Origin of the sequence: Arthrobacter caoxuetaonis, assembly GCF_023921125.1 — a bacterium.
GTDB classification, from domain to species: domain Bacteria; phylum Actinomycetota; class Actinomycetes; order Actinomycetales; family Micrococcaceae; genus Arthrobacter_B; species Arthrobacter_B caoxuetaonis.
Genome location: NZ_CP099466.1, coordinates 3005128 through 3017673 on the forward strand (window position 1 = coordinate 3005128; position 12546 = coordinate 3017673).

The 12546-nt window shown below is 67.6% G+C and carries 10 protein-coding genes; 4 read left to right on the plus strand and 6 right to left on the minus strand.

What is annotated here, in order from left to right; translation table 11 throughout:
• Nucleotides 1–33: 33 nt before the first annotated feature.
• Together NF551_RS13890 and ssd are read right to left on the minus strand one after the other, a co-directional pair.
• Complete coding sequence (locus NF551_RS13890) at nucleotides 34–1296, minus strand: TadA family conjugal transfer-associated ATPase (protein ID WP_227894078.1); 1263 nt, start codon at nucleotides 1294–1296, stop codon at nucleotides 34–36.
• Nucleotides 1293–2444: a septum site-determining protein Ssd gene (ssd, locus tag NF551_RS13895; RefSeq protein ID WP_227894077.1), complete on the minus strand. Its 1152-nt coding sequence runs from the start codon at nucleotides 2442–2444 to the stop codon at nucleotides 1293–1295. The genes NF551_RS13890 and ssd overlap by 4 nt, the downstream gene beginning before the upstream one ends.
• Nucleotides 2445–2583: 139 nt before the next feature.
• Between ssd and NF551_RS13900 the strand changes: the two genes are divergently transcribed.
• Nucleotides 2584–4296 carry a bifunctional 3'-5' exonuclease/DNA polymerase gene (locus NF551_RS13900; protein ID WP_227894076.1) on the plus strand — a complete coding sequence of 571 codons (1713 nt, stop codon included), beginning with the start codon at nucleotides 2584–2586 and terminating at the stop codon, nucleotides 4294–4296.
• An 11-nt stretch (nucleotides 4297–4307) separates the two neighbouring features.
• On the opposite strand, the gene NF551_RS13905 is transcribed toward NF551_RS13900, so the two are convergent.
• Entirely contained in the window at nucleotides 4308–5249 is a 942-nt protein-coding gene (locus tag NF551_RS13905; protein WP_227894075.1) for a CPBP family intramembrane glutamic endopeptidase, read from the minus strand.
• 133 nt (nucleotides 5250–5382) lie between these two features.
• Here NF551_RS13905 and NF551_RS13910 point away from each other — a divergent pair, with 133 nt between their 5' ends.
• Complete coding sequence (locus tag NF551_RS13910) at nucleotides 5383–6546, plus strand: sensor histidine kinase (protein ID WP_227894074.1); 1164 nt, start codon at nucleotides 5383–5385, stop codon at nucleotides 6544–6546.
• Complete coding sequence (locus NF551_RS13915) at nucleotides 6543–7238, plus strand: response regulator transcription factor (RefSeq protein ID WP_227894073.1); 696 nt, start codon at nucleotides 6543–6545, stop codon at nucleotides 7236–7238. The genes NF551_RS13910 and NF551_RS13915 overlap by 4 nt, the downstream gene beginning before the upstream one ends.
• Here NF551_RS13915 and NF551_RS13920 read toward each other — a convergent pair.
• From NF551_RS13920 to NF551_RS13930, 3 genes are all read right to left on the minus strand, one after another.
• Nucleotides 7212–7895, minus strand: coding sequence for an NUDIX hydrolase (locus NF551_RS13920; RefSeq protein WP_423720960.1), 684 nt, complete (start codon nucleotides 7893–7895; stop codon nucleotides 7212–7214). The two genes, NF551_RS13915 and NF551_RS13920, sit on opposite strands and share 27 nt — an antisense overlap.
• Complete coding sequence (gene nth, locus NF551_RS13925; protein WP_227894072.1) at nucleotides 7892–8683, minus strand: endonuclease III; 792 nt, start codon at nucleotides 8681–8683, stop codon at nucleotides 7892–7894. Before nth ends, NF551_RS13920 begins: the two co-directional genes overlap by 4 nt.
• A gap of 69 nt (nucleotides 8684–8752) precedes the next feature.
• Nucleotides 8753–10168, minus strand: a complete 1416-nt coding sequence (locus tag NF551_RS13930) for an MFS transporter (RefSeq protein WP_227894071.1) — start codon at nucleotides 10166–10168, stop codon at nucleotides 8753–8755.
• Nucleotides 10169–10488: 320 nt separating this feature from the next.
• Between NF551_RS13930 and acs the strand changes: the two genes are divergently transcribed.
• Nucleotides 10489–12477, plus strand: coding sequence for an acetate--CoA ligase (acs, locus tag NF551_RS13935; RefSeq protein WP_227894070.1), 1989 nt, complete (start codon nucleotides 10489–10491; stop codon nucleotides 12475–12477).
• Nucleotides 12478–12546: the final 69 nt, after the last annotated feature.

A 12546-nucleotide genomic window follows, 5' to 3' on the forward strand; every position in this document is an offset into this window, starting at 1 on the left:
GGAACGGCCGGCTGGACACCTGGTCGCGGAACCTCATCCCGGGACAATCCCGCCGGCCAGCCTCTGCTGCAGCTGATCCCAGCCCCGCTGGCGCGGCTGGCCGCCCGGCTTCCAGGCAGGCTGGACTCTCAGCTCTCCGTGTGCCGCAACGGAAAAGATCCCAATCTCCCCGATACGCCGGCCTGCCGGCGTGCGTTCCATATGGACGACTGCGTCCAGTGCTCCCGCGGCTTGCAGGGCGAGCGCATCGCTGCTCATCCCGGCCAGTGCGCCCAGGGCCGCCAACCGGGCCGGCACCGTTGACGCAGAGTTGGCATGGATGGTGCCCCCGGCGCCGTCATGCCCGGTGTTCATGGCGGCCAGCAGTTCCCGGATCTCGGCTCCGCGGCACTCACCGACCACCAGACGGTCCGGACGCATCCGCAGTCCCTGCCGGACCAGTTCCGCCAGGTCAATGGAACCTGCTCCCTCCACATTGGTGTGCCTGCACTGCAGTCCCACCACGTGCGGGTGCCTGGGGTCCAGTTCCGCTGCATCTTCGATGAGCACCAGGCGCTCGCCGGGCGCGCAGAGTCCCAGGAGCGCTGAGAGCAGCGTGGTTTTCCCGGTGCCGGTGGCACCGCTGACCAGGAAGTTCAGGCGGCCGGCGACAATCCGGCGCAGCAGCTGCCCTCCTTCTTCATCGAAGGTCCCCGCCGCAAGGAGTTCGGAAAGGGCAAAGCTCCGCGGGCGCCGCAGCCGGATTGAGAGCAGCGTGGTTCCCGTGGAGACGGGAGCCAGGACGGCGTGCACGCGGTGATCGCCCAGTTGGACATCCGCGCACGGGCAGGAATCATCCAGTCTCCTGCCGCCCGCGGCGAGCAGCCGGCCGGCAAGAGCCCGCACATCGGCGTCGGATTCGAACCTTATCCCGGTGAGCTCGAGACCGGCTCCGGTGTCCGTCCAGACCTGGTCTGGCGCGTTCACCAGGATGTCGGTAAGTTCGGGATCGCGAAGCAGGGGCTGAAGCGGCCCCAGGCCCTGCAGGTCCGCCCTGACCCGATCCACCGCCAGCAGGCCGCCTTCAGAGCCGAGGAGGCGTCCGCTGGCATGGACCGCCGCAGCCAGCCTTGTGCCTGTGACCGGGGTTTCTCCGGCGAGAAGATCCGCGCGTACCTGGGACACCAGGCCGGGACTGTAGGTTCCGGAACCCTCCTGCAGGGCGGCGGTCCGGCGGGCGTGTTTGCGGGAGCGTTCCGGCACCGGCCCCGCCGCACCATCGTGCCGTTTTCCGCCCGGACCCCGGCCGGAAGTCATGCGTCGCCCGGAACCGGGTCAACGGCATCGAGGATCCGTGCCAGGGCACGCCTGAACCTGCGCCGCCTCAGTTCCAGCAACCTGCCTCTGTCTTCCGCCGCCGCGACAGCTCGCACACAGGGCAGATATCCCGCGAGGCGGATGCCTGCTGCGTCAGAGACACGGACCTCGTCGAGCCCTTCGCCGAAAGGACCACGGACAACCGCGAAGGTATCGGGGGCACTCGCCTGCAGGGACCCCCACCAGGAACGTGCAGCCAGGAGCAGCTGCGTCCGTCCGGAAAGGACAACCAGCAGGGCATCGCAGTGGCCCAGGACCAGGCTGCCCGGCCGCGGGCAGGTCCCCAGATCGAGAAACGTGAGGTCGAAGGCATAACGGGCAGCTTCGAGCACGGACGGCAGGACCTCCGCTTCCTGGCCTTCCTGCACCGGTTCACCTGCAGGTCTTGTCAGCAGCGAAAAGCCCCCGACATCCGGCAGGGCAGAGACCAGCTGTTCGGGGTTGAGCGTTCCCCGCACATCGGCCAGGTCCGGCCACCGCAGTCCCGGAATGCCTTCGGCTCCCAGCCGGTACTCCAGGCCTCCTCCACAGTCGTCAACGTCAGCAAGCAGGACACCCCTGCCTGTCTGTGCCGCCCGCTGTGCCAGCAGGCAGGCCAGCGTTGATCCCCCGGCACCCCCAAACGTTCCGGCAATCCCAACAACCCGTCCGCGGGGCCCGTTCCTCCGGGCAAGGTGTTCGGCAAGCCAGGCACCGGCAGCCGGCAGGGCCGCCACGCGGTCCATACCGCAGCGGGCCGCGTCTGACCACAGGGCCGCGCTCTCCGGACCCACGCAGATGGTTTCCGTTCCCCTAAGTCCGGCGAGCGAGGGGTTGCCTGCAGTACGGAGAAAATCAGGGGTGAGCAGCACGGTCTGTGGCTGCAGCCTCAGCGCCTCGGCTGCATCGCCGGCGATCTGCATGTCGATCCCCGCCGCGACGGCAATCCGGGCTATGTCATCCTGCAGCACCTGGTCCTCCGGCCGGATCAGGACGACTCCTGTGCCTGCCCCTGACGATACGGTGTCCTCCCTTCGGGGTAGTTCCCGCCCGGGTCCGTCAGCTGGCCGTCCACGCAGGTGTGGACGCCAGAGCGTCGTGTCTGTCATGGACCCAAGCCTTGCCGGAGTCTGCAAGGAAACCTGCCTGCCCGCCGCGATCTGTGGAGAACGCACCCCGGACGCCGGGATGTGCAGGATCGGAGAGCCGGATGCCCGAACCCGAACCGGGACAGGACAGAATGGGAGCGTGTACATAGTCCTCGCCCCTGCACCGGCAGCGCATGCCTGGGTGCTGCAGGAAACCGACGGAACCGGCGCACCCAGCGCATCCGCCGCCGTCGTGCCTTCTGCTGACCTTGCGGCGGCGGTCGACGCGGCGGAGACCCGGCCTGTCCGCTGGGTGTGGGACCGCACCCGCGAAACCTACGGCGCGCTGCTCGCCGCCGGAATCACCGTGGAACGAAGCCACGATGTCAGCCTGTGCCGTGAAATCCTGCGCCATTCTGAATACGCGGCCCCCACCGCCTACGTGGACGCGCTCCGCGCCAACGCGACTGACGCCGAACCGGACCTCGCTCCCCGCCGGCTTCTCCCCATACCGCCCGCACCGGACCAGGGCTCTCTGTTCGACGGACTTGACGGACTCGACGGCACGGAGGATCCCCGCGCCAGGAACCACGCCCGCACGGCCGAAGACGTTACGGCGGAGCTCCAGGACCAGCTCGCCGCCGTCGCCGGGTCCGCCGAACGCCGCAAGCTGACGCTGCTGTTGGCGGCAGAATCCGCCGGCGGACTCGTGGCGGCGGAGATGGAGCACTCCGGCATCCCCTGGCGCCGGGACCTGCACGAAGCCATGCTCGAAGAACAGCTGGGCCCCCGGCCGCCGGAGGGCCAGCGCCCGGCCAAGCTGGAGGCCGCGGCCGCGGAGCTCCGCGCTGCGCTGGGAAACCCGGCTTTCAACCCGGATTCGCCGCAGGAACTGCTCCGCGCCCTCCACCGCGCCGGCATCGAGGTCCGGACCACCCGCACGTGGGAGCTGGAGCAGCAGGACCACCCGGCGATTGAACCGCTGCTGCGCTACAAGAAGCTCTCCCGGCTGCTCTCCGCCAACGGCTGGGCCTGGTTGGATGACTGGGTCGACGGGGGACGGTTCCGCACCGAATACGTGGTGGGCGGCGTTGTCTCCGGCCGGTGGTCCTCCCGCGGCGGCGGTGCCCTGCAGATCCCCAAGAACGTGCGCGATGCCGTGCGTGCCGATCCGGGCCACAAACTCCTGGTTGCGGACGCGGCCCAGCTGGAGCCCCGGGTCTTGGCCGCACTGGGACAGGACGATGTGCTGGCTGCCGCCGCCCGCGGCAAGGACCTCTATCAGGGGATCGCCAACCAGGGCTTCAACGGCGACCGGTCACTGGCCAAGATCGCGATGCTCGGCGCCATGTACGGGGCAACCAGCGGTGAAGCCGGGCGCCTGATGCCGGTCCTCACCCGGACCTACCCCCGGGCCATCGACGTCGTCGAACGGGCTGCCCGGGCCGGCGAAGCGGGCAAGAGCGTCTCCACCAGGCTGGGCCGCAGCACTCCGCCGGTCTCCGAACGCTGGCTGCGTTCCCAGCAGACCGCTTCCGCCGAGGAACAGCGCCGCGCAGACACCCTGGCACGTTCCCGGGGCCGTTTCACGCGAAACTTCGTGGTGCAGGGAACGGCTGCGGAATGGGCCACCTGCTGGCTGGCGGGGATACGACGCCGGCTGCGGGCGGCGTCGGGCACCTCGCCGGCGGGTCAGCTGGTGTTTTTCCTGCACGACGAAGTCATGCTGCACGTGCCCGCCGGGCGTGTCCGGGAAGCGGAAGCAATCGTCGCTGAAGCGGCCGCGGAGGCCACGGAACTGTTGTTCGGGCAGATCCCGCTGGAGTTCCCCGTGGTGAGCGCCGTCGTCGACTCTTATGCGGAGGCGAAGTAGCCGTTCCGGCTCTACCTGCGCCCTGCGGTCCCGGACGGAGGAAGCTCTGCTGCCGGAAACCACCGAACCACCAGCAGCGAATATGCCAGCAGGAAGGCAAGGGAAAAGGGCAGGGCGGCAAGCGGCAGGTCGGTTGCATTCGGGTCTGCCAGGCCCACCGCGCCGAGGCCCAGGACGCCCACATTGTTGACCACGTGCAGAACGATCGCAGCCTCGAGCCCTCCTGTGCGCCACGTGATCCAGCCGGCGGCCACCGCGAAGGCAGCTACATCGATCTGTCCCACGATGCCGTAGTCATGGCCCAGGACGAACAGTGGAACAGGCATCAGGATCGCAAACGCCGGATGCCGCAGCCAGGACCCAATAACCTGCATCAGCAGCCCCCGGAAGGCGTATTCCTCTGCGGCAGCCTGGATCGGCACAACCGCCAGCACAACCAGCAGCAACAGCCAGACATCCCCGCCCCCGCCGTTCCCGGCGGAGGCTCCGCCTGTGGGTCCCTCGTTGCCCGGCAGCAGCAGGCTGACGGCGCTGGTCACCAGGAACAGTGCCGCGGCCAGCGCCAGGGGTTTAGGGAAGAGCCTCCATCGCAGCCGGCCCGCAGTTGATAAGAGTGTTCCAGCGGGACGCCTGCCGCCCCAGCGGACACCCAGCGCCGCGGCCGGCCAGAGCAGGCAAATCGTGCCCAGCAGGAAAGCCAGTTGCCCAGGGTCCCGCAGGTCGGCATCTTCTGACAGTGCCCGGTCAACGCTCACGGACACTGCAGGTACAAAAGCGCCCACAACCAGCATCACTACGACAGCAAGCAGGGTCAGGCCACAGAAGAGGCCGGCCGCGGTTAGCACGGTGAGCAGCGGACGCCACCAGCGGTAGTCCGGCACAGAACGGGCCATGCGGTGGAACGGGTAGGCGTGCACCTGGCGGCCGGGGAAGGTAGGCAGAGTGATAGACATAACCCCAGCCTGTCCCGCCGGTACGGCTGCCCGCTTCGGTACTTCGGCCCGTTTTTGTTGGCCAGTCGGCGTCGTGAAGTTCATGCTTTCGGCTAATTGCCGCTCTCCAGGGCCCCTCACTAGGATCAATGAGATGCCACAACGACTCGAACACCCCAGCGCCCTGAAAACTGCTGGCCTGACCTTCGGCGCCGCCGTAACGGGTCTCCTGGTTTTCCTGGTTGTTCAGGGCAGCATGCTTCCGCCCGACGGCGCCGATCCCGCCCCCTTCATCGGCCTGATGTTCCTGGACTTTATGCTGGGTGTCGCCGCCTTTGGCCTCCTCCCCCTGGCCCTCCGCCGGTTCCCCGTAGGTGCCGGGCTGGGGATCATCGCCCTGTCCTCCCTGTCAACGCTGGCCTTCGTTCCTGCCTGCATGGCCCTCATCGGAATTGCCGCGCTGCGCCGCCCCCGAGCCCTGGCGGCAGCGGTGCTGGTTTATGCCGCTGCCGTCGCGGTGGACCTGACAGTCCGCCCTGTGGAAGACATGGCCTGGTGGGCCTTGTCGCTGACCGCGCTGGCCATGCTCCTCGTCCTTGTCCTGATCGGCCTGAACCGCGGCGCACGCCGGGCGCTGATAGCCTCACTCAGGCACGAAGCGGACAGCGCGCGCCGCGAGCAGGATGCCCTCGCCGCCCAGGCACGGCTGGCTGAGCGCACCCGCATCGCCCGGGAAATGCATGACACCCTGTCCCACCGGCTCAGCCTCATTGCCATGCATGCGGGAGCCCTGGAGTACCGCGCGGACCTTGACCGGGAGACCATCCGTTCCACTGCCGCCGTGCTGCGCGAAACTGCTCACACGGCTGCCGGGGAGTTGCGCACGGTCTTGTCCGTGCTGCGGGAGGAAGCCGCGGAAACCTCGCCGCAGCCCACCGTCCATTCCATTCCCGCCCTGGTTGAAACGGCCCGCGCAGCCGGCAGCGACGTCACGCTTCACATGGATCCGCCGCTGCGGGGAGACGAGGCAGCTTCTCTGCCGGACGCCACGTCGCGCCACCTCTACCGCGTGGTGCAGGAAGGACTCACCAACGCGCAGAAACACGCTCCCGGCCTGCCGGTCACGGTATCGCTGACCGGTGGCCCCGGGCGGGGAATCACTGTATCCGCGAGCAACCCGGTGTCCGGGCAGGGCACCGCTGCGCCGGGTGGACTGGGACTGGTTGGCCTTGCCGAACGTGCCCGGCTCGCGGACGGCACTTTTGAATCCGGCCTCCGCCACGGCATGTACACCACCACCGTGAAGGTTCCGTGGTGAGTGTGGAACCGATCCGGATCCTGGTCGTAGATGATGAGCCCCTCATCCGGGCCGGGCTGCGGCTCATTCTTGAAGGTGCCCCGGATATTTCCATTGTTGGTGAAGCGGGCGACGGCGAGGCAGCGCTCAGGCTCGCTGCCGAGCACCGGCCCGACGTCGTGCTGATGGACATCCGTATGCCCGTACTGAATGGAATCGCGGCGACGGAACGCATTACCGGGTCCCTGCGCCCGCCACGGATCATCGTCCTGACTTCGTTCGACACCGATGACTTTATTCTGGACGCGCTGCGGGCAGGGGCAAGCGGATTCCTGCTCAAGGACACGGCCCCCGCAGACCTGGTATCCGCCGTCCGGGACGCTGCACAGGACAACCTGCGCTTCTCCCCGAAAATCCTCAGGCGGATCGTCGCCGCGGCAGCCTCAGCCCCGGGCCCCGCCCAGCTTCCCGAGGACCGGTTGAAGGAACTGAGCAACCGTGAACGCGCCGTGGCAGAGGCGGTAGCCCGGGGGCTGACGAACACGGAGATCAGTGCCGAACTTTTCGTCAGTGTCGCCACCGTCAAGACGCATGTCGCCAATGCCTTTACCAAGCTGGACGTGACCAACCGCGTCCAGCTCGCCGTAGCGGTCCTGGAATCGGGGCCGCCCAGGCCAGGCACCCGGCTAGAGGGCAGGGACCATCTCGCGTGAGGTGTCCCACGGCAGCGTCCAGCCGAGCTGGTTGAACAGATCGTCCAGGATCAGGGCCGTGAAGCCCCAAACCACCACGCCGTTCACCAGGAACGCCGGCCCGCGGTGCACCTGTCCCCCGCGGGCGACCACGGTGGTGCGCCGGTTGGCCGGGTCCAGCAGGTCCGCTACCGGGACGCGGAACACCGAAGCGGATTCAGCCTCATCCACAACATCGACCGGCGTCGGCTTGTCCCACCATCCCAGCACCGGCGTGACCAGGAAGTTGCTGACCGGCAGCCCCACTTCCGGCAGCGCACCGAGGATCCGCACGCCGGAGGGATCCAGCCCGGTCTCCTCGTTCGCTTCGCGGAGGGCGGCAGCAATGGCATCGGTGTCGGAGTCATCTACGGCACCGCCGGGAAAGGCGATCTGGCCGGGATGCGAGTTCAGCGTGGACGCTCGTTCCACAAAGAGTACGTCCAGGTCATCGGGCACCGCGTCGGCGTGGAAGCGTGCCGGATGCTCATCCAGCACGCCGAACAGGATCAGCACCGCCGCGGCCCGGGCAGCGTCAGGATCCACGGCCCGGGTCATGAACCGCAGGTCCCGGCCAAAGTTGCCGGCGCCGTCGGATACCAAAGCGCCGAAAGCCTCCAGCTCTGCCTGGGCGCTCATGCTTCGAGCCCGAATCCCGCGGCGCGGAGTTCCGCCCGGGTTTCGGAAGCCATCATCCGGGCCAGCAGCTCTTCGCGTCCCGGCGCCAGCTCGTACTTCAGCAGTTTCCGGGCCTTGTCCGGGTCCGTCTCACCTTCGCCGTAGGAAGGGCACAGCTGCGCGACAGCGCAAACACCGCAGGCGGGCTTCTTGGCATGACAGACTCGGCGTCCGTGGAAGACCACGCGGTTGGACAGCGGCGTCCAGTCCTTGGGTTCGAACAGCTCCGCCACGTCCTGCTCAACCTTGACCGGGTCCTTCGATTCGGTCCAGCCGAACCGGCGGGAGAGCCTCAGGAAGTGGGTGTCTACGGTGATGCCGGGAACCCCAAAAGCGTTGCCGAGGACCACGTTGGCGGTCTTGCGGCCCACACCGGCCAGTTTCACCAGGTCTTCGAGCTTGTTGGGCACCTGGCCGTCATAATCGTCCACGATCTGTGTGGCCAGCTTCTTGATCGCGGCGGACTTGGCCCGGAAGAAACCGGTGGGCCGGATGATTTCCTGGAGCTCGGCTTCGTCGGCCTCCGACAGCGCGCGTGCATCCGGGTAGCGGGCGAAGAGAACCGGGGTCACGGCATTCACGCGCACGTCCGTGGTCTGCGCGGAGAGCACCGTGGCGATCAGCAGTTCGAAGGCGTTGGTGAAGTCCAGTTCAGCCACCGCGTAGGGGTACAGCTCCCCGAGCAGGCGGTTGATCTTTCGTGCGCGGCGCTTGAGCGCCAGCAGGGAGGCGTCACTGCCGGTTGCCATAGGGGTTTCGTCCTTCGCAGTTGGCTGAGCCCCGCGGCCGCAGGGGCAGCGGGGCTCCTTGCCGGGGTCTTAGTGTCCGGAGTTTTCGTCGCTGACGCGTTCGATGTTGCTCAGGTCGCGCAGGACGCCGATGCGCCCGGTGCGCTTGTCCTGGACGAGGAATTCGTGGCCGCGGTCTTCCAGGCCCAGTTCCCAGTCGCCCGGGTAGAACATGAACAACGGCATTCCGGTGCGCTCGTCAACAATCTGGCGGGGCGTACCCACGGCAAACCAGAATGCCTCAACCACGTTCTCGTTCTCCTCGCGCGTAGCGGAGATCGATTCCGAGGACTGCGTTGCGGGAGAGCCCGACGACGGCGAGCCGGCGGACACCGCCGGGTTCACCGTGGTGGCGGGCAGGGATTGCTGCCCGGCCGGAGCCGGCGCCTCCGCAGGCTGCTCGGAAGAATCCTGGCTGGAAGGGGCCTGGTTGGAAGAATCCTGGGTGGAAGGGGCCTGGGCGTTTTCCGGCCGGTCCGTGCCGAAACCCGCAGGAGCAGTTTCGCCGAACGCGGCACCCGTTCGAGGCGTGCCTGCACCAGCGGATCCTGCACCAGCGGCTCCTGCACCGGCAGCTCCTGCCGCAGCTCCGGCAGCGGCCGCAGCGGCACCCCCGGCAACGCCGGTTGCACCAGCACCAGCGCCGGAAGCGCCGGGACGGACATCGCCCTGCCCTGCAGGAGCAGGAGCACCGTGATCCCGCTCGGCCCCGGGACGTCCTGCGTTCGGCGCGGCCTGGCGCTCTCCGTCATGGTCAGTCGAAACACGTCCCTCGTCCGGCCGGGCCGCCGCTGTCTGCCGTGCATCGCGCTCCTGGCGGGCGTCGGGATACTGCCCGAAGGCACCGGTATGCGGCTGGCCGGCGGGGTGGCCTGCGTCCTTGGGAGCAGGCGCAGGCTTGGGTGCGCGCGCCAGGGGAAGGGCCTCACGGGCCACCGGGTGGGCGGGGATTTCCTTCCGGCCGGAAAATTCCGCGGAGAACGGCGGAATGTGCGGCGCAAACGTGGTGGCTGCTACGAGCACAATGGCACCAATGAGGCAGATCAGGGCGCCGACGCTGAAGACGTACACCAGCTGGAGGAAAAAGAAGATGACAGCAAGCACCGCAATCACCGAGGCGAACTGGTCCAGCGACAGCGAGCCGACGCGCAGGCGTGTTCCCGGAGACAGACGTCGAGCGACAAACAGGCCGGCAACTGCCACCGGCATGATGATGCCGATTCCGACGAAGAACAGGGAGAAGGCGGACCAGAGGTTGAGCCTGCCCCCCGTGGCGAAGGGAAGGACGCTGCCAATGAGCAGCAGCAGGACGGCTGATCCAACCACGATGTCGCGCAGCCCGAAAGGACCGGCTACGGCGTGGGGCCCTCCGTCAACAGAGGCCTGCTTCGGCGCTGGTGCATCCGCGTCCGTGCGTGCCTCATTTTCGATGTGGGGCTGGTTCATTCTCGTCTCCGTTCCGACAGCAACCATCCGGAAGGCGGGTGCGCCGACCGTGCAGGCACCGCCGCGGCGGCGCCACAAGCGGTTTGCTTTCAGTAACAGCCTAGTTCCCGCCAGTTGGACAGACTACCCGGGCGGCCCCGGCTGCGGCATGCAGGAGCTACCGTTCATCGCATAAACGCCCCGTTTCACGGAGGCGGATGTGAGCGGCGCCACAGCGGTAGTGCTGCCGGGTTAGGGTTGGGGAAACAGCACAGAACCCCGCCGGCCGGGCGCAAGCCCGGAAAAGGCGGCCGGGTGAGAGCCAACCGAAAGGGTCCGAGATGTCTGAACAGCCACCGGTCAAGCAGCAGGGCGAAGCACTGGAGAACCTCTACCATGAGCACCGCAGCTTTCCGCCCAGCGCGGAATTTGCCGCGGCCGCGGTGGCACAGCCGGAACTTTACGAGGACGCCGCAGCCGCCGGACCGGAGTTCTGGGCCCGCCAGGCACGGGACCTGCTGAGCTGGGATGAGGACTTCACCCAGACCCTGGACTTCTCCGACGCGCCCTTCGCCAAGTGGTTCGTAGGCGGAAAGCTCAACGCGTCCTACAACGCCCTGGACCGCCACGTTGAACAGGGGCGCGGAGACCGCGTCGCCATCTACTTTGAGGGCGAGCCCGGCGACACCCGCACGTACACCTACGCCCAGCTCACCGAAGAAGTGAAGAAGGCCGCCAACGCGTTCGAGTCGCTCGGGGTCTCCAAGGGCGACCGCGTCGCCGTCTATCTGCCGATGATCCCCGAAGCTGTCATCACCATGCTGGCCTGCGCCCGGATTGGCGCCGTCCACTCCGTGGTCTTCGGCGGCTTCTCCGCAGACGCCCTCCGCAGCCGCATCGACGACGCCGAAGCGAAGCTCGTCGTCACCGCCGACGGTTCCTACCGCCGCGGCAAGCCCACCCAGCTGAAGCCGGCTGTGGACGAATCCCTGGTAAGGGACGGCCACAGTGTGCAGCACGTCCTGGTGGTCAAGCGCAACGGCGAGCCCGTGGACTGGACCGATGGCCGCGACGTGTGGTGGGACGACGCCGTCGCCACTGCGAGCGCCGAGCACACGCCCGTACCGCATGACTCCGAGCACCCGCTGTTCATCCTCTACACCTCCGGCACCACCGGGAAGCCGAAGGGCATCCTGCACACCACGGGCGGGTACCTGACCCAGACCGCGTTCACGCACCTCGCCACCTTCGACCTCAAGCCCGAGACCGATGTCTACTGGTGCACCGCCGACGTCGGCTGGGTGACCGGCCACAGCTATGTCACCTACGCGCCGCTGGTCAACGGTGCCACGCAGCTGATGTACGAAGGCACCCCGGACACACCCCACCAGGGCCGCTGGTGGGAGCTGGTGGAGAAGTACAAGGTGTCCATTCTCTACACGGCGCCGACTGCGATCCGGACCTGCATGAAGTGGGGACGGGACATCCCCGGGAAGTTCAACCTGGACTCCATCCGGGTGCTGGGAACCGTGGGCGAGCCGATCAACCCCGAAGCCTGGATGTGGTACCGCACGGTGATCGGCGGCAATGGCGGCAAGAAGGAAATCCCGGCCCCGATCGTGGATACGTGGTGGCAGACCGAAACCGGTGCCCACATGATCGCGCCGATGCCCGGAGTCACGGCCACCAAGCCCGGATCGGCCCAGGTGCCCGTCCCCGGCATCTCCGTGGACGTGGTGGATGAAATGGGACAGCCGGTGCCCAACGGTTCCGGCGGTTTCCTGGTGGTGAAGGAACCCTGGCCCGCAATGCTGCGCGGCATCTGGGGAGATCCGCAGCGCTTCAAGGACACCTACTGGTCCCGGTTCGACAACATGTACTTTGCCGGTGACGGCGCCAAGAAGGACGAGGACGGTGACATCTGGCTGCTCGGCCGGGTCGACGACGTCATGAACGTGTCCGGACACCGGCTCTCCACTACGGAGATCGAGTCTGCACTCGTCAGCCATCCCTCGGTGGCGGAAGCCGCCGTCGTTGGTGCCGTTGATGAGACCACGGGTGAAGCTGTGGTCGCCTTCGTGATCCTGCGCGGCAGTGCCAAGGACGACGCCGACATCGTCACCACGCTGCGCAACCACGTGGGCAAGGAGATCGGCCCCATCGCGAAGCCGCGGCACATCCTGGTGGTTCCCGAACTGCCCAAGACCCGGTCCGGCAAGATCATGCGCCGCCTGCTCAAGGACGTGGCCGAGGGCCGCGAGCCGGGCGACTCAAGCACGCTGGCCGACAACACGGTGATGTCCCAGATTGCGGAGTCCCTGCGCAAGTAGCATCCCGCTGTCCGCGCGAACGAGATAACAGAAACTGCCCGTATCGGACCTGATACGGGCAGTTTCTGT

Coding starts and splice junctions, on each gene's coding strand:
- acs (WP_227894070.1), top strand. CDS start 10,489: ATGTCTGAACAGCCACCGGTCAAGCAGCAGGGCGAAGCACTGGAGAAC.
- NF551_RS13905 (WP_227894075.1), bottom strand. CDS start 5,249: ATGTCTATCACTCTGCCTACCTTCCCCGGCCGCCAGGTGCACGCCTAC.
- nth (WP_227894072.1), bottom strand. CDS start 8,683: ATGGCAACCGGCAGTGACGCCTCCCTGCTGGCGCTCAAGCGCCGCGCA.
- NF551_RS13930 (WP_227894071.1), bottom strand. CDS start 10,168: ATGAACCAGCCCCACATCGAAAATGAGGCACGCACGGACGCGGATGCA.
- ssd (WP_227894077.1), bottom strand. CDS start 2,444: ATGACAGACACGACGCTCTGGCGTCCACACCTGCGTGGACGGCCAGCT.
- NF551_RS13920 (WP_423720960.1), bottom strand. CDS start 7,895: ATGAGCGCCCAGGCAGAGCTGGAGGCTTTCGGCGCTTTGGTATCCGAC.
- NF551_RS13890 (WP_227894078.1), bottom strand. CDS start 1,296: ATGACTTCCGGCCGGGGTCCGGGCGGAAAACGGCACGATGGTGCGGCG.
- NF551_RS13910 (WP_227894074.1), top strand. CDS start 5,383: ATGCCACAACGACTCGAACACCCCAGCGCCCTGAAAACTGCTGGCCTG.